The organism is Patescibacteria group bacterium, assembly GCA_041659765.1.
Classification (GTDB): Bacteria; Patescibacteriota; Patescibacteriia; order UBA9934; family UBA9934; genus JAGORL01.
This window is the reverse complement of sequence record JBAZXR010000001.1, coordinates 598,911-615,586: the sequence shown is the minus strand read 5'-3', so window position 1 is coordinate 615,586 and position 16,676 is coordinate 598,911. Positions and strand designations below refer to the sequence as shown.

The 16,676-nt window shown below is 51.5% G+C and carries 19 protein-coding genes; 7 read left to right on the top strand and 12 right to left on the bottom strand.

What is annotated here, in order from left to right:
- The first annotated feature begins 205 nt into the window (after positions 1–205).
- Entirely contained in the window at positions 206–1,951 is a 1,746-nt protein-coding gene (gene thrS, locus WC813_03350; protein MFA5947037.1) for a threonine--tRNA ligase, read from the top strand.
- Here thrS and WC813_03345 read toward each other — a convergent pair.
- Genes WC813_03345 through WC813_03335 form a run of 3 tightly spaced genes read right to left on the bottom strand, consistent with a single transcriptional unit; the run spans position 1,935 to position 5,215 of the window.
- Entirely contained in the window at positions 1,935–2,300 is a 366-nt protein-coding gene (locus tag WC813_03345) for a hypothetical protein (GenBank protein ID MFA5947036.1), read from the bottom strand. The two genes, thrS and WC813_03345, sit on opposite strands and share 17 nt — an antisense overlap.
- A gap of 8 nt (positions 2,301–2,308) precedes the next feature.
- A complete protein-coding gene (locus tag WC813_03340) occupies positions 2,309–3,439 on the bottom strand; it encodes a hypothetical protein (protein ID MFA5947035.1) in 1,131 nt (376 codons plus the stop codon).
- Between the two features lie 9 nt (positions 3,440–3,448).
- On the bottom strand, positions 3,449–5,215 hold the full coding sequence (locus WC813_03335) for a hypothetical protein (GenBank protein MFA5947034.1): 1,767 nt from the start codon (positions 5,213–5,215) through the stop codon (positions 3,449–3,451).
- A gap of 115 nt (positions 5,216–5,330) precedes the next feature.
- Here WC813_03335 and WC813_03330 point away from each other — a divergent pair, with 115 nt between their 5' ends.
- Positions 5,331–5,981: a hypothetical protein gene (locus tag WC813_03330; GenBank protein MFA5947033.1), complete on the top strand. Its 651-nt coding sequence runs from the start codon at positions 5,331–5,333 to the stop codon at positions 5,979–5,981.
- Between the two features lie 54 nt (positions 5,982–6,035).
- On the opposite strand, the gene WC813_03325 is transcribed toward WC813_03330, so the two are convergent.
- Positions 6,036–6,356 carry a hypothetical protein gene (locus WC813_03325; GenBank protein ID MFA5947032.1) on the bottom strand — a complete coding sequence of 107 codons (321 nt, stop codon included), beginning with the start codon at positions 6,354–6,356 and terminating at the stop codon, positions 6,036–6,038.
- Between the two features lie 54 nt (positions 6,357–6,410).
- Here WC813_03325 and miaA point away from each other — a divergent pair, with 54 nt between their 5' ends.
- Entirely contained in the window at positions 6,411–7,385 is a 975-nt protein-coding gene (gene miaA, locus WC813_03320) for a tRNA (adenosine(37)-N6)-dimethylallyltransferase MiaA (protein ID MFA5947031.1), read from the top strand.
- Here miaA and gatB read toward each other — a convergent pair.
- From gatB to WC813_03295, 5 genes are all read right to left on the bottom strand, one after another.
- Positions 7,366–8,877 (bottom strand): Asp-tRNA(Asn)/Glu-tRNA(Gln) amidotransferase subunit GatB, encoded by a 1,512-nt coding sequence (gene gatB, locus WC813_03315; GenBank protein ID MFA5947030.1) that lies wholly within the window; start codon positions 8,875–8,877, stop codon positions 7,366–7,368. The genes miaA and gatB overlap by 20 nt on opposite strands.
- Positions 8,878–8,890: 13 nt before the next feature.
- On the bottom strand, positions 8,891–9,634 hold the full coding sequence (locus WC813_03310) for a hypothetical protein (GenBank protein MFA5947029.1): 744 nt from the start codon (positions 9,632–9,634) through the stop codon (positions 8,891–8,893).
- Positions 9,606–10,466: a hypothetical protein gene (locus WC813_03305; GenBank protein ID MFA5947028.1), complete on the bottom strand. Its 861-nt coding sequence runs from the start codon at positions 10,464–10,466 to the stop codon at positions 9,606–9,608. The genes WC813_03310 and WC813_03305 overlap by 29 nt, the downstream gene beginning before the upstream one ends.
- 14 nt (positions 10,467–10,480) lie before the next feature.
- Positions 10,481–10,903, bottom strand: a complete 423-nt coding sequence (locus tag WC813_03300; GenBank protein ID MFA5947027.1) for a dUTP diphosphatase — start codon at positions 10,901–10,903, stop codon at positions 10,481–10,483.
- Between the two features lie 81 nt (positions 10,904–10,984).
- Entirely contained in the window at positions 10,985–11,509 is a 525-nt protein-coding gene (locus WC813_03295) for a dihydrofolate reductase family protein (GenBank protein MFA5947026.1), read from the bottom strand.
- Here WC813_03295 and WC813_03290 point away from each other — a divergent pair.
- The 3 genes from WC813_03290 (at position 11,499) to WC813_03280 (ending at position 13,554) form a co-directional block, all read left to right on the top strand.
- Complete coding sequence (locus WC813_03290) at positions 11,499–12,041, top strand: hypothetical protein (protein ID MFA5947025.1); 543 nt, start codon at positions 11,499–11,501, stop codon at positions 12,039–12,041. The genes WC813_03295 and WC813_03290 overlap by 11 nt on opposite strands.
- 101 nt (positions 12,042–12,142) lie before the next feature.
- Positions 12,143–13,033, top strand: coding sequence for a thymidylate synthase (gene thyA / locus WC813_03285; GenBank protein MFA5947024.1), 891 nt, complete (start codon positions 12,143–12,145; stop codon positions 13,031–13,033).
- 80 nt (positions 13,034–13,113) lie between these two features.
- Positions 13,114–13,554 (top strand): hypothetical protein, encoded by a 441-nt coding sequence (locus tag WC813_03280; protein ID MFA5947023.1) that lies wholly within the window; start codon positions 13,114–13,116, stop codon positions 13,552–13,554.
- Here WC813_03280 and WC813_03275 read toward each other — a convergent pair.
- Together WC813_03275 and WC813_03270 are read right to left on the bottom strand one after the other, a co-directional pair.
- The gene (locus WC813_03275) at positions 13,551–14,363 is read right to left on the bottom strand and encodes a deaminase (GenBank protein ID MFA5947022.1); all 813 of its coding nucleotides are present in this window, start codon (positions 14,361–14,363) and stop codon (positions 13,551–13,553) included. The two genes, WC813_03280 and WC813_03275, sit on opposite strands and share 4 nt — an antisense overlap.
- A gap of 98 nt (positions 14,364–14,461) precedes the next feature.
- The gene (locus WC813_03270; GenBank protein MFA5947021.1) at positions 14,462–15,013 is read right to left on the bottom strand and encodes an adenylyltransferase/cytidyltransferase family protein; all 552 of its coding nucleotides are present in this window, start codon (positions 15,011–15,013) and stop codon (positions 14,462–14,464) included.
- 64 nt (positions 15,014–15,077) lie between these two features.
- On the opposite strand from WC813_03270, the gene WC813_03265 reads away from it, so the two are divergent.
- Positions 15,078–15,629, top strand: a complete 552-nt coding sequence (locus WC813_03265) for a hypothetical protein (protein MFA5947020.1) — start codon at positions 15,078–15,080, stop codon at positions 15,627–15,629.
- Here the strand turns inward: WC813_03265 and WC813_03260 are convergent.
- A complete protein-coding gene (locus WC813_03260) occupies positions 15,624–16,616 on the bottom strand; it encodes a hypothetical protein (GenBank protein MFA5947019.1) in 993 nt (330 codons plus the stop codon). The genes WC813_03265 and WC813_03260 overlap by 6 nt on opposite strands.
- Positions 16,617–16,676: the final 60 nt, after the last annotated feature.

Here is a 16,676-nt window from a genome sequence, read left to right as displayed (position 1 = left end):
AAATGACCGCCTTGTCCACATTTGACATCATTCCTAGGAGGTTTATCATGTCTCTATTCGCACTGACCGGACCACGAATCCGCGAGCGAAAAGACAATTCAGAAAAGTGCCCTGTAAAGGGAATACGGGTGGAACCACCGGGAGAAATCCTGGTCCCGGCTTAGGCCTTTATTTGAAGGTTTGGGCCGTTTTTTAATCTCTATATATGTCTCCACAAGAACTCGAACACCGCCGACACTCACTTGCTCACTTACTAGCCGCGGCAGTTCTCGAACTCTATCCAGATGCCAAACGCACGATCGGACCAGCGATCGACGACGGTTTCTATTACGACTTCCAGTTTTCAACTCCTATTTCGGAGGATGATCTCCCAAAGATCCAGAAACAGATGCGCAAGATGATCTCCATGTTCACCTCGTTTGACCGCTCCGAGATCACAAAGGCAGAAGCCGAGAAATTGTTCGCCGACAACCAGTTTAAACTTGAGCTTATCCGGGAGTTCGCCACTGAAGGCCAGACATTGTCGCTCTACACCTCGGGAACGTATGTTGACCTCTGTCGCGGCGGACATGACGAGGATTTGTCGCGCGTGGACGTTAACTCTTTCAAGCTGACTAAGCTCGCCGGTGCCTACTGGCGCGGAGACGAGAAGAACGCGCAGCTGACGCGTATTTACGGTTTGGCCTTTGGCACTGCCGTTGAGCTTGAAGCCTACGAGAAGATGCAGGAAGAGGCTAAGAAGCGTGACCACCGCAAGCTCGGCGTAGAGCTTGATCTCTTCGCCTTCTCGTCACTCGTTGGTCCCGGTCTCCCTCTCTTTACTCCTCGGGGAACTCTGTTGCGCGAAGGGCTGACAAACTTTGTTTGGGCGCTCATGAAGCCGTACGGCTATCAGAAAGTGAACATTCCACATATGGCCAAGGCAGATCTTTATAAGACTTCTGGCCACTGGGATAAATTTGCCGACGACATCTTCCACGTGTCGAGCAAGAAGACGGACGAAACTTTCGTGCTGAAGCCGATGAACTGTCCGCACCACACGCAGATTTTCGCTTCTCGTCCTCGTAGCTATCGCGACTTGCCTTTGCGTTTCTCTGAGGTCACAACGGTTTATCGCGACGAGAACACCGGCCAGCTCCAAGGATTGTCGAGGGTTCGCTCGATTACTCAGGACGACGCCCACGTGTTCTGTCGCATGGATCAGGTTGAAGTGGAGGCGAAGAACATTTATGAGATCGTGAAGAAGTTTTATAAGGCTTTTGGCATGTCCATCCGCCCTCGTCTATCGATCTGGGACGAGAAAGAGCCTGAGAAGTACTTGGGTGGCAAAGAAGTCTGGCAGAACGCGATTAGCACCCTTGAAGGCATCCTCCGCGCGGAAGTAGGCGAGGCTTTTGAGTGGGGAATTGGCGAAGCTGCCTTCTACGGTCCGAAGATCGACTTCATCGCTACAGATGCTATTGGCCGTGAATGGCAGTTGGCCACTATCCAGCTCGATTTCAACCTGCCCGAACGCTTTGAGCTCGAGTACACAGACGCCGACAATACAAAAAAGCGCCCGGTCATGATTCACCGCGCCATCCTTGGTTCCGTTGAACGCTTCATCGGCATCATGATTGAGCACTACGCCGGCGCCTTCCCATTCTGGCTCGCGCCTGAACAGGTTCGTTTGGCCACGGTGGCTGACTCATTTGTGCCGTTCGCCGCTGAGTTGAAGCAGAAACTTGTCGAAGCCGGTGTCCGCGTGTCGCTCGACGATTCTTCTGAAAAACTCGGCAAAAAAATCCGCGAAGCAGCTATGTCCAAAGTCCCGTGGACTATAGTTATTGGCGAAAAAGAAGCCAACGGGGGAGACCTGCAGGTAAAAGTCTTTGGAACAGAAAATCCGCTCACTATTACGCAAGCGGATCTTCTCTCACGTATCGCTGACGAGGCTAGGCTGCCTGTTTAAGCAGCTCCACCTCCGCCTTCTCAATCTTCTTAGTAGCTTTACCAGTTATTTTCACAGTTTGAGCCACGGCTTCATTAGCGGCCTTCAAGTAAGCATCGGCAGCCTTTGCAACTGCAGATGAATACATGTTGACCGCTTTTTGAATTTCTACGTCATCGTCTTCGTCTACCGTGATGCCGGTTCGACCGAAAGCGTCATTCTCAAGTGCGCGCATAGCGCTCTTGATGCTCTCGATCAAAATCGGCGTAACGCCTTCACGTTCCAGTCGAGCCTTGTAATAGGCACGCATCTGAACTGGCAACGGTGCTCGATCTAGAATCCCTTGAATCTTCTCCTTTGCGTTCTCCATAATATAGTTTAAGCAGCGAGTAGTTCGTCGAGCTCGTCTTTTGTTTGTTCCGCGCCGCTAATAGTTTTAAGTGCCTCAAGAAGTGTGGCTCTATCTGCGAGTTCAGCGCTGATTTCACCTGACTGTGCTTCGATCGAGGCTGAAAGTTCGCGCAGAGGGTCCCGTCGTCCGCTCAGACTCATGTTTTTTGGCTGAGTCATGAGTTTTGCTTTAGCGCCAATGCTTTTGGCTAGTTTTGCCTTGAGTTTCTCTAGCCGGCGATCCGTGACAGCATTGTCTAGTTTAGTATTTTCTGCCGAGACGCTCTGTTCAAGGGCCATTTTGCTAAACTCAAGACTGCCTTCTGCTTTGTTGATTTCATCCATCTCAAAATCAACCGGCGATAATTTTTCGGACAGCCAAGAGGCGGCGCGCTCCATATATTTTCGTCCCGGGGTAAGTTCATCAGTGACTAAATCTGCGGCGACGGTTTCGGCCACAGCTTTCATCATCTTTGGAATAGCGCTTTGTTCAAATACGCCAACACCAAGCTCCATGGCTGCAGCTTTAATGTTCTTAGCTGAGGATGTCTGCTCGAGTGCGTCCTGCGCTTCTTCATTAACCTCCGTCATTTTATCGCCCTCGGCTAACCAAGCATCTTCATTCAACGGTTCACCAGTTTTTGCAGCAAAATATTTACTAAAACTCTTCATGAAGCCTGTGGCTCCTTTTTTGAGTTTAGCGGCCATTCCTTCTTGTTCTTCTTTCAGTTCTTCCATCTTTGCCTCGACTACCTGCTCAGCCGAAACCTCCGGAGCTGCCTCCTTGGCTTCGACCGCCTCGGCCTTTGGCGCTTCAGCCTGCTCGACGTTTTGTTCGACCACTACCAACTCGCCCTTGTCATTTCTGTAGACAGCCTCATAAGTCCCAGCTTCTGCATCAGCTAATAACACCGTGCCGGTGTATTCTTTTCCATCTGCTCCGGTAATTGCGACGCGACTGTTATTTTCTGGCGTCTTCGCTCGTCTTTCAGCCTGTGCTTCAAACAGAGCTTTTGTGTGGTCGGCGCGTTCTTCGCCTACTGGTGGTCGTTTGGGACTGAACATTCGTTTTGGCGCTCCAGGAATGGCATCCGAGTTGGGGAATTTGTACATTTGCATATGTCTTGGTTATTCTTCGAACGCCGCGTCTTCTGCTTCGAATAAAGCATTCCACATGCGTTTAAAGATATTCGGACGATTTCTGCTCTTACTCGGCAGATACTGTTCTTCAAAAGTACTCATGCGCGGTTCATGCGCTTTATCGAAGTCTGCCTCGAGTTCTTTTGCTTTGCGCGACTTTGGAACATCCGTCCCTGGTTCTAGAGGTTGTTCTTTTTCTGGGAGCGGGATAACGTCAGCGTTCTGTGTCTCGAGCCAGCCTGGCTCACTAGCCTTTCCCTCCTCCATCAACGACTGATCCAGAATCATCCTGGCTTTTGATTTGATTCTGGGTGGTTTCTCGATTTTTGTTTTAGCTAAAGATGCCTGTCTCTCTTCCGGCGTGATGAGCTCCGTTTTCTCGGCTTCAATCGTCTCCGGAAGGTTTTGGAGCTGTTCGCTGATGGTTCTGGGCGCTTCGGGGACTACGTACCGGCGCGTGACCTGCTTTGGCCGTTTGGGCATTACTGCCGTAATCTCTGCCTTTTCTGGTTCGACTGGGAGATTCTGGGGAGCCTCTCTGTTAGAGACGGAGACTTGTTCCGGATTAGCAAAACCAAACGGAACTTCATCAGCACCTGTGTCGCCTGGAATGTTTTGGATATTTTTAATTCGCCCGCCGAAAGCTTCACTAATGGGTTCTAACGGCTTGCTAGCCTTTGTTTTAGAAGCTCGTTTTGTCTTGGTTTCGGCTGATAAGCCAAAGAACTCTTTTAGCTGGGGACTTAAGTCAGAAGCACTTTTGGCTAAGTCACGCGCGGCTGCGTAGCTGTAAAGTTTGAAGTCATTAATCAGCGTTTCACTCTCTTGGCGGAGTTCTCCAAGCGACGGCTGGCTATTTTTAATTTCACCGTAAAGAGCGTCTAGCTCGGTAGCTACTTTGGCATAAAGTGCGGCCAGTGGCGTTTCAAGATCGGCCTTATTTGCTGGTTTTTCCAGCTCATGGTCAAGCATTAGACGTTCCAATTTTTGATCACCACGAATCGCTCGTCTAAGATCCAAATTTAAAGTCACTTCTTCCGAAGGTTTAGCCTCTCCAATTTGCACTTGGCGAGAGATCCAGTTGACCACGGCTGCGCTTTTTTCACGAGCCGTTAGTATGGCGTCTTCCGTGGCCCATTCGCGGACTTTAAAAGCGCTCGTTTCTTCATTGATTGCTTTAGCGATGACGGCGTAGTCGAGTTCGAAATAGCGCTTGTCGGTTGCTTTGTCGGCCTCGGCTTTTACTTTTTCCTTAGTGTGCTCGATGGCCTGTTCTTTGGAGATTTTGTACTCTTTGGCCATCCAGGCGGCAAACTCCAAGATTCGACCCTTATTTTGGTCTAGGTATTCTTTCAGTTTTGTTTGTTCAGCCGACCCATCTTTTGATTCGGTGAGTAGGGAAGTGAACGTACTCCAAGTTTTGCCTCCAGAGAATTTTTTAGTCGCCTCAAGTAATTCCTGCTCCACCAGCCATTCTGCTTCCGGGACCATCGCCCAGCGTTCCTTATTTCTTTGGTTAATAAAATACACTTTACCTTTATCCGTATCTAAAGCATAAGCGTTCCAGACCTCAATTTCGCCATTATTTCCTAGGCGCTCAACTGGGGTGGTGGCGGGCTTTTCCGGTCCGCGTTCGGGTACACCCTCCGGAGACGGCATGGGGGTGATTTTAGCTTCGCCAGACCACGTCACCTCTGCTTCTTCCAGGGGTGAGGAATCTATTTGGATCTCGTTGATTGAATCCGCGTTGGCCATAACAAAATAAGGGGGAATGATTGCTACAAGTATACATCAGTTGACAAAACGCTTATTTTCTGCTAGTTTTAGCCTCATGCCAGGGGGAAGCATGTCCATTTCTGAACGTGACAATGTGTTGAATTTCACAGGCAAGTACGTCGGGAGCTCTACACCAGTCAGCCCGACGGGGGAGTCGAAGGTCATCAAGATCGACTTTAAGTCGGCCAAGCGAGTCAAGCCAGGCGTCCAGCTGGCCATTCCGCCTCCGCCGCCGCCATCAGAACCGCTTGAGCCGGCCAGCCCGGAGGTCATTGCCTCTTGGCTGACTGCCAGCATGCGGGAGAAGCGTTGGCCGAACCTGGGGGCCTTGATCCAGGAGTTGGTCGAGATTCGGGTGAGAAACAAGCTAATCATGGGTAGCGAGGCAGCTGATCTGATCGGGGCTCTCAAAGCTCTGCTCGAGTCTTCGGCCTTCAAGCTCCACGATCCCAGCGCAGACGTAATCCGGGCCGTGCGGCAGGAGCTCGCCGAGACCAGTGACAGCGACATGCTGCACAGCCTCGAATGTGCTGAGCGCGAGGCATTTTCGCGGACCGAGTACTACAAGAAGGAATTCTACCGGCCTATTCGTCAGGCGCTCGGCCTGAAGACCACGAACCCGGAAAAGTACAAGGATTCGACGGCTTGGTCTCACTGTAGTCTCCTTCTCATCACTGTCTATCGGTGTGTGGAGGATCAGCTGCCGGCCGGGCGCGTGATCCGTCAGGCGTCTCCTAAGTCCTAAGTTCTAGGGTCACAACAAACGCGAGCGCTCCCACGGGAACGCTCGCGCCTTTTTTTATGCAGCTTCTTGATCTTCGTCGTAGGCTTTAAGTGCCTCGGCTTTGAAACGTGCCACCTGTGATTCGAGCGTGACTTCACGTGCTTTCGCTGCCGCGACGACTTCCGGTGAGCGATTTTTATAGGCCTCGCGAACCGCCACTTTCTCGGCAGCTGCCTTTTCTTGCGCTTCGAGGGCGAGATTGATGGGGTCATCCGGTAGGAGTTCTATCCCCGTCCTATTCATGTGCGCTTGCTCGTAGGCGGCTTCGGATTTTTTTCTATCTTCCTCAGTCGGCTTTCTCTCGATTACAAATTTAGGTCCTCTTTCCATGTTCATATTGTCCTGATGGTACTTTATGGAACATTTGTTATATAGTTAACTATACACAGTATGCAAAAACTTATCGTCATTCTTGGCCCCACAGCTTCCGGTAAAACCGACGCTGGTCTTGCGGTTGCCCGGGCGGTGGATGGGGAAGTGATTTGCGCCGATTCTCGAACTATTTATAAGGGGATGGACATCGGAACGGCCAAACCTGAGGGTGTCCGGGATTGGACCCCTCCTCCTTACCAAGGAGGCGGAAGGGAGGAGGTTAACCCGGGTGGATGGTCGGGCTTGGGCCAGGAACGACCTCTGATGGTGGACGGCATCCCTCACTGGGGTCTCGACATCGCTGACCCCGACGAGGTTTACACGGTCTCCGAGTTTCAGGCGTATGCGGATAAGAAAATTGCGGATATTGTTAAGCGCGGGAAAATGCCAATTCTTGTTGGCGGTACGGGTTTGTATATTCGCGCTGTGGTCGACAGACCAACTTTTGCCGAGGTTCCACCGAATCCAAACTTCCGCGTGGAGGTTGCTACAAAGAGTGACACTGAACTGTTTGATGAGATCGCCGAATTGGATCCTGACGCAGCGACCACAATCGACGAAAAGAATCGGAGAAGGCTCGAACGCGCCCTCGAGATCCTTCGAGGCACAGGAAAACCGCTGGCCGAATCTCGTTCTTGGGGCGAAAAGATTTATGAACCCGTCATGATCGGTATGAGCGTGCCTCGCGAGACACTCTACGACAGGCTCGACACCCGCGTAGACATTATGGTCGCAAAAGGGCTGGTGGACGAAGTCCGCGCCCTCCGCGCTAAGTACGGCAGTGAGGCCCCGGGCATGACGGGAATCGGCTACCGCCAAATCTGCGAATTCTTGGACGCAAAAAGTACTCTTTCTAATGCAATAACGCGTATCAAGATTGATACGCGTCATTACGCCAAACGGCAGGAAACGTGGTTCAAGCATGACTCGCGAATCACTTGGGTCGCGAGTGCAAAGGAGGCTGTAGCTGAAGCTATCCGAGTACGTTCTTAATGACGCTCGCTGTCTTCTCAGGATCAGCGTTTCCTTTTGAGATTTTCATGACCTGTCCGACTAGGAACTGCAGGAGTTTTGTTTCTCCGGCTTTGTAGCGCGTAACTTCTTTGGGGTTTTCTTCTACAACTGTTTCGACAATTTTCTGTAGCGCCGAGAGATCGTCCATTCGCGTTGCACCGAGTTCGTCTATTACATGAGATGGGTCTGAACCGTCGTCGAGCATCTTACCGAGCACTTCAAGTCCCTTCGGGCCGGTAATTCTTCCGTCGGCTAGGAGCGTGATGAATTCCGCGAAGTTTTCTGGAGTAAGTTTCATGATCCGCACGTCACTTCCGCGTTCCTGGAGCAGACCCATGAGCTTTGACAGCAACCAGCCGGAGAACAGCTTAGTCAGCTTGCGGCGTTCTTCCTCGACTTGTTCCGGGGTTGTATCTGGTCTCGCTTCGAGCCACGCGCCAAGTTCGCTCATGGCGTTCTCGGTGAAATTGGCGAGCGCGGGATCATCCACAATCTGCTTGATGTCATCATCCTTAAGGCCGTATTCGCGCTTTAGGCGGAGACGTTTAGCGGCGGGGAGTTCTGGCATGAAATGCTTGGCGTCCTTTGCGATGCTCTCAAGCTCCAGTGGTGGGATGTCCGGTTCCGGGAAATATCTGTAATCAGCTGAGTCTTCTTTTTCGCGCTGACCTTCTGTCATCTGCTTGGCATCGTTCCAGCCTCTAGTAATTGTAATTTTAGGCGCGTTGCCTTCTTCCCAAAGGGCTGTCTGGCGCTTGATCTCGTAGGCAATGGCACGTTCGATAGCTCTAAAAGAGTTGATGTTCTTGATTTCAGTCTTGGGCGACAGGTCCGGCGAAACTGGTTTGCCATTGTCGTCGACTTCGCGCATCGAAATGTTCACGTCGCAACGCAGGTGACCTTTTTCGAGATCGCCCTCGCTAATGCCAAGAGTGCGGACAATCAAGCGAATTTCCTGGACATACGCTTTTGCTTCGGCAGCTGTTCTGAAATCTGGTCGAGTAACAATTTCGCACAGAGGCGTGCCCCCGCGGTTGAAATCCACATACGTCTTGCCGTTTTCACCGTGAATATTTTTAGCGGCATCTTCCTCCAAGTGCATGCGTTCAATGCGAATACGAGCGACTCTGTTTTCGCCGGGGATTTCTACATCGAGCTTTCCTTCGCTCATGATCGGGAGGTCAAACTGCGAAATTTGATAGGCCTTTGGCAGGTCTGGGTAGAAATAGTTCTTGCGGTCAAACTTGCTCTTTGGCGTAATGCGTCCTTCAAGTGCTAGACCGAGCATGACAGCCCAAGAAATGGCCTGACGGTTAGGCACCGGGAGCGTACCTGGATGTCCGGTGCAGACCGGGCAGACGTTTGCATTTGGCTCAGCGTCATTCACGTGTGCCGAACAAGAACAAAAGAGCTTAGTCTTGGTGTTCAGCTGGACGTGCGTTTCTAATCCGATGACTGGTTCGAGTTTCATATCGGTGAGTACCTTACGGCTTTCGGAGGCTAAAGTAAAGATGGAGTTCGTAGGTCAAAATGAGGGGCATGAGGAGGACGGAAAGGAGGCTCATGAGAGTGTCTAACCACGCCGGGGGAGTGGTGAGGACAATCATTAGATCGGTATTGCCGGAGAGGACCAGCACGGGCCAAATAATCATCATGACTAGTGTGGTCAGTAGTAGCGAGAAAGCCACCATGCGCCAGAGTACTGGGAAGAATTGCCCTCGTACTCGCTCGCGACTTTGTTCCATGGCTGAGAAGACGCCAGCCCCGGTAAGAATCACTTCGGTTTCAGCAAAGGCGAACCAAACAGTGAAGATAATCCCAGGGATGACGAGCAGGAGGAGACCAAAGGCTTGCAGAACAGCAACTAACAGCCCAACCCAGAGGAGTGATGGGGCACGTCGCCACGCTAGTTCACTGACGCTCGTGGCTACATCTTTTGGCGCCAGATCGGGACGGACTAAACCGGTGATCATGATGGTCATGGCAGCGGTTGCCCAGAGGGAGAGACCAAAGACCAGGATGTTGGAAATTAGATTAACCACTTCGCCCACCTGCGGGCTCAGAAAAGTTGAGCCAAGGTTCAGTAGAATAGGTATCAAGAGCCAGCCGGCAAAGCCAAAGAGCACGGAGGTGTGCGGGGGAGTGGCTAGGAACTTGTAGGAAGTCGAAATGAGAGAAGAGACGCTAGGAAGAGAGGGCTTAACTTCGGGTAGTTCTGAGGCTGTCATAAATGTAGAAGTCCGTTACGGCAATAAGCGGTAGCGAGAGCGCCGTTACGACTGAGCTTAATATAAGCCAGGTCGCATTGCCAATCCCTTGGTAGAGCTGGCCTTCACCGAGTAGAACAATGAGGAGAATGGCGAGGACCGCCAAGAGGAGGAAATTCAGGACAAAAACTACCAGCGCATAGATGAGCTTGGGGACCACAAAACGGAAGAACGTGCCCCACCAGCGTCCGGAGACGAGCGTAGCTGAGTGTTGAAGTGCTTTAACGCCATGCTCGTTTTCTAAGACCAGCGAGTATGGGGCGAAGCCGTACTGAATACTGTATTTAACGAGGAGAATGAAAGAAACGAGCGCTCCCACGAAGAGCAGTACGCCGCCAATTGATGATAGAACGGTGGACGTATTGCGAGCAGCATCAATGATGATGAGGACCAGCCCGAGGAATGGCGGAACTAGAATTAACGCCATGACGAGGGAGACCAGAATAGATACCCAGACGTAAGAGAAAAATAATTTCCAGGCTTTTTTGCCTTGAGCTTTCTGGTCACGGGTCGTGCCGGAGGCTTCTTCGGCCACCGCAATGATGATGCTTAGTAAAACCCAGGTGCTGACTACTGCCAACAGAATGGCGCCCGAGTAGCTCAAGACCAGATAGAAAATATGGAGTGGCGTAGGTTCAGTACCAGCCGTGTATGGCTGCAAAATCTTAGCGGCCGCTGCGGGCACTGAAGCGATGACTATCCAAGTCGTAATGCTCAAGAGTTCAACAAAGTGTTTGCGATAGTGGGCGATTGTCTTATCGATCACTTGCCCAAGAGAGATGAGAGAAGCCATATGGCGGGATTATATCATCCCGTTGTCCCAAATCCGCCTCGGTCAGCGTTTCCCGTTTCGCCTTCGATGAAGGTGACGACTGGGCAGGGAACAATAACGCCCTGCATGATTCTTTCGCCTTTTTGAACCGTGTATGGTTCGTTCCCGACATTATGGAGGTAGGCGAAGAGCTCGTCTGTTGGTCCGCAGTAATCGCGGTCAATGTAGCCTATGCCATTTGCTAGTCTGACGCCTTTTTTGGCATTACTTGAGCGAGGGGCGAGTAAAAGAATATGTCCGTCTGGTACTTTGACGACTAGTCCGGTCCGGAATGGTCGGCGTTCATTCGGCTGCAAGACTCCTTCTTCAATCACCGCAATGTCGAACGCACAGGCGCCTGAAGTTTTGTATTCAGGCATTGGAACTTCCGGAGTAAGCCTGCGAATGATGACTTGCATAGGTGCGTATTGTAAAAGCCGACGTACAAGCATGGGGTGCGTCGGCTTCAGAGCCGAATGTGCCATCACCCGGGAAACAAATCAACGAGGAGATGTGGACAGATGTGTCGAGTAGCGGAAAAGAACGCTCTTCTCTCCAAGTTTTTCGACACTCAAGAGTTCAAGGGTAATTTCGCGGGTGAGATTTTGGGTCAGTCTGATGCCGTCTGTGAACATGACCGCCTCAACTGTGAGTAAAAGTTCGTCAACTAAGCCTGCATTTAAGAATTGTGAGTAGACATTTGAGCCCCCAGCAACGATCACCGACGAATAGCCACGCTTTTCAAGGTTTTCGAGGATCATTTTCAAATCACCGGACGCGGTTTCCACGCTTCCAGGAACCACGGCAACTTCTTCGGGTTTTTCGGTTAGCACTATGATCAGCCGGCCTGGCAAGGGTTTTCCAATGGTCGCAAAAGTTGTCCGACCCATGATCATGACGCCTGCTTTTTTGGTTTCTTCGACGAACAGTTTCTTGTCTTCTTTGCTGGTCCAATTGGCGAGTTCATTGGTTGAACGGGCAATGAAGCCATTAGCGGTAACAGCAGCCAGGAGAATGGTTTTCATAGATTGGGAAGAGTATGGTACCTTTTCGCCGCGAGATCAAGGAGGTCAAATGTCTAAGGTTCCTGATTGGATGAAGTCTCCGGTTGCCAATGTGGATTACGCCAAGCGCAGTCCCGCGTATTACGAACAGTTGCTCGAATCAGCTCGCACCGGCGAATGCATCTTCTGTGCGCCGGGCTTCCCGAACGATCAGCGGATCGTTTGGGAGGCTCACGACTGGGTTTTGTGCGAGTGCCGTCCTAAGCGTCGGGACACGGAGGGACAGGAGGTGGACGACCACCTGCTCTTCTACCCGCTTCACCACGGCGAGGAGATGTGCCTGTCCGACTGGCTTGCCCTCGGCGAAGCGTACGACTTCGTAACGAAAGAGCTGGGCTGGCAGGGCGGAGGAGTCGGATGGCGGTTCGGCGATCCGGCCATCTCCGGCCGCACCATCGTTCATCGTCACATGCACTTCTTCCGTCCTCGCCAGAAGTTCTACGAAGATCCCGGGGTCACTCGTGCGGTACCTGTGAACTTCCCGATCGGCTAGAAGTGAGGATCATCGTGGGCCCGGCGCAGATGCGTCGGGCTCTTTAATTATCCCCGTTTATAGGTTTCCTAAATTTCTGATTACCTATAACATCACTCCGTATGAAACCTTACGCCGAACGCACGCCGGATCATCAGTATCATGATTTGCTTGAACGCATTATGCGCGAGGGCGTCGAAGTTTCACCGATTCAAGGCGAGAAGTCCAAAATGGTGCTTGGCCACCAGATGCGTTTTCTCTTTGAAAATGGTTTCCCCATGATTACCGAGCGCGATCTATCGGGGAAGTTCATGATCGGCGCCTTGGCCGAACACATCGCCTTTCTGCACGGCGCCAGAACGCAGGCGGAGCTGACCGAATGGGGCTGCGCCTGGTGGAAGAAGTGGGTCACAAAAGAACGCTGCGATATTTTCGGGCTCCCCGAAGGCGACCTTGGTCCCGGTTCTTACGGACCAGCATGGACTGCGTTTCCGACCGCCGAAGGAGCACCGTTCAATCAAATTAAAGAAGTCGTCCAGCAGATTAAAGACAAGCCAAACCTACGCACGCACATCATTTCTCCCTGGATTCCGCAGTACTGCATTCAGAACTCGAGTTTGCCTCCGCGCAAGGTTGTCGTCGCCCCATGCCACGGCTACCTGCACATTCTTGTGTATCCGGAAACGAAGGAAATTTCCGTGCACCATTTTCAACGCTCGGGCGATATCCCTGTCGGCGTCGTTTTTAACTTCATCCAGTACGCCGCTTTCCTCATGATGATCGGCCAGGTAACGGGCTATACCCCCAAGGAACTCGTCTACACCATCAGCGACGCACACATCTACGAAAGTCAGTACGAGAAGGTGAAGGAACTCCTCGCTCGCGAACCAAAGCCGTTCCCAACCATGACCATCGATCCGTCTATCACCGACATCTTTGCCTTCCGTCCCGAACACTTCGTCGTCACTGAATATCAAGCGCATCCTGCGATGTTGATCCCCACGCCTGTCTGATCCCATCCTGAGCGAGAGCGAAGGATCCGACTCTCTCCTCTGAGGGTCGGACTCTTCGCAAGACTCAGAGTGGAGAAACTATGAACTACGTTAACCCTTTCAACTCCCAACGCGGCGGTTACGCCAAAGTTATCGACGACATCGCCAAAGAGAAAATCTGTCCTTTTTGTCCCGAACACATTCACAGAATTCACCCGAATCCGATCGTCGAAAAGACGTACTGGTTAGTGACGGACAACGCCTATCCGTATAAGCCGGTGAAGCAGCATTTGCTACTCGTGCACAAGACGCACATCGAGACGGTTTCGGAGTTGTCTAAGGAAGCCTGGAGCGAACTTCAGGACATCGTCGTCGAGCTCTCGAAAACAAGGAATATGGCCGGGGGAGCCCTCATGATGCGTTTTGGCGACACCAAATACACAGGAGCTTCGGTTACCCATCTTCACGCACAAGTCGTCCAAGGCGATCCTGATAGTCCTGAATACGATTCGTCGAAAGGCGTCCTGTGTCGGATTGGTTAGGCGACGAGAATTATCTCAACGTTAAACGCCTTAAAAATTTGTTCCGCATCTACGCGTGAGTAGCCTTTCTCGTAATACACCTTCGATATTCCCGCTTCGCAGATGATTCGGGCGCAGTTGGGGCAGGGGAAGACGGTTGAGTACAGCGAGGAACCCTTGAGACCGATGCCGTCTCGTGCGGCTTGAGCAATAGCGCTTGCTTCGCCGTGAATAGACGTGTAGATGTCTAGGTTCGTACCGGCGTCAAAGTTGCTCCTGGGGTCACCATGCGCGCTCAGGTGAAAGTCTGTGGGGAGATGATGGTTGTGCGCTTGGGCCACGATAATGCCGTCCTTCACGATTAGCGCCCCAATCTGCCGCCACCAGTCAGCACTTTTGGCAGATTCTATGCTCGCTAAGTTGATGAGGTGTTTGTGGAGTTCTTCGTGCGAGATCACTCGCTGAGGGTCGACAATATGCTCAGCAGTCGAGATCTGCCGGTCCCAGCGTAAAAAGATCGGCTCAAAGATCACTTCAGCGTTCGGGAAATATTGGGCGTGGATCGCGTGTGAAATGTCGTCTTCCGGCATGATGAGGGACTGGCCGTCGAGCGCTTCGAGAGCGAGCTTATTCATCACAAACACCTCGTCAAACAATTCTAAAGAGAAAACAGCCTTTCGCATCTCCGCCGGGTCGATCACTCGAAGGTCCCTGATGAGCGAGGTGAAATCTGAGATAACATCTGCTCCAAGAAGGCCGAGCTGCCCCGGATACTTTCTGAAGAGCTCAACATAGCCCTTATGCAGCACCGGCACGAATGCAATAAGCATACAGGGAGGACGAAAACTTGTTGTCACAAAATTTGTTAGGAGGCGTACTTATTCGTTGCCGACTCCAAATTTTGGGGCAACAGGTTTGCGGCCGATGATTACTCGCCGATCTGTTGTAGAAACTTGGCGATGAGTTCGTTTACTTCTTTGGCGAGTTTTTCGGCGCCCTCGATCGTTAAATTGCGAACGCGAGCCGTAGTAGTCGTAGTCGCCTGTGGGGGGAGGACGACAATTTCACCGCAACAGTCTTTGTACTCAGCTACATGTTCCGGCGTAATATCCTTGGTCGATCCCGAAAACACCATGACATCAGGTCGCACAGCTTGAATGACGTCGCCCAGCCCTTGATGAGCTTCTTTGATGGTCACGATATCGACGTGCCTCAAGTGCAACAACATGTTCACACGCTCATTTTGGGGGACAATCGGACGCTTAGGACCTTTTCGGATCTTTGTCAGTTCATCGGAGTCGACAGCGACTATGAGAACATCGCCCAGTGCCTTGGCCTTCTCTAAATAAAGGGCATGACCTTCATGGATTAGGTCATAAACGCCTTGAGTCAGGACAATCTTCATGCCCAGCGTTTTCATGCTTTCCACTATCTTCTTGAGCTCCGCGGTGTCCGTGATATAGCGCTGGGGGATATGCATACGTCCACACCTTAGCAATTGCAGATATGCGCGGAAAGAGTAGGATGTGTATGAAAACTTTTCTATGATTGATCGTCGGCTGAGGCCAGTTTTTGGACTTGGGGTATTTTTTTTGCTTGCCGGGGTCTTGGCTTTTGTTTTTCGGCCAACCGCAGTCGTTGCTCCAGAGGTAGAATCTGTCCATTATCACGCCGGCTTCCAGATTTATGTGGACGACGTGTTGCAGGACTTTTCAGCCATGGAATACATGGAATTGGCGCCATGCGATGTTGGTTCAAACAAAACGGATGACGAAAAGGACGAAACTCTGGATCTCCATAATGGAGTCGGTGATGTAGTTCACGTGCACCGCGCGGGCACGACCTGGAAGAATCTGGTTGAATACTTGCAGACCCACCAGCAGTTTGCGCCGGAGAATTTAAGTGAGAAGGGAATCTACGGTTATGTAAACGGGAAGAAGATCAACGACATTCGCGAGTATCCCATTGCTGCATATGACAGCGTGGTGCTCATCATTGGGTACGAGCTCGGCGATGTCCAGGATAAGCTTAACAAAGCAGTAACCGTTAATGCCATCAAAAAAGCGGAGAACCAGAAAGAAAACTGCGGATCATAGATTCTCCAGTGCTTCTTTGTAATACCCCAGGAGATCTTTTGTGTAGTCCGGATTTGTGCGTTTCCATCCCGCGCCGTTATAGAACCGTGCAAATTTTTCCGCATGATTGCCTTTATCAAGCGGGAATAGTGACGCGGGGTTCACGTCTATTTCCTCGCCCTTTTCTACTAGGAACCCCACCATAAGCTCCACGGCATTTTGCGGATGATAGGTTTGTCCCTCGGTGAGATCGAGGTTTCGTCGAGCCTCAAGTCCCGGTCCTTCCATAAGGACGTGAAAGAGGGAATAGGAGAACGTGTCGTGTGATGGTTCGTACCGGTGAAATTCAAACTGGCCAATGGGTTTTCCTCCGGATTCTTGTTTCGCTACTGCCTCAAGAGATGCCACAAGTTCATCTGGTGAAATTTTACGGAGAATCTTTTCGACAGACTTGTGATACGGTCCTTCGTTCTCGCTCATGTCCTTTACGGCAAGTTTGGCGTAGCGTTCAAATTCCTCGTCCGTGAGCAACCGATCAGCGTTCTCCATGGGAATTGGGAGCCACATGCCAGCCTTCAGTTCAAGCGGTGGAATGTTAAATGATTCGAGTTTCACTTTCTGACTCTTGAGATGCGAGTATTCCGGATACCGCGAAAGCCGCTCGCGAATTTCGGAAATCGTGTCGCCGGGTTCTACTTTGTAAAATGTGAGGCCCGTATCCTTAAACACGACCTCGCCATTTGGCAGCTCTTTGATTCTGTCTGGTTGTTCTTCTTTTGTGAGACGCCCCCGGCCGCGCTCAAAAAATTCCGGACGATCAAACACCGGGTTCAGCTCAGGTTCTTCCACGATCACCTCAATCTTTCGATGGTGAACCGGTATCGGTTCGTCGCCGACCGTGCCAACCGCAAGCGCGCCGGCAACTGCTGCCAGACGCGTTTTCTCACGTTGCCGCTCAAGCCAAGATTTTTCCTGGACGCGCGGTTCGCCTCGACTCCCTTCAGCCATATGGCCCAAGTATACAGGCGCGCAAAAAGAAAAGCACCGAGGGAATCTCGGTGCCTCTCT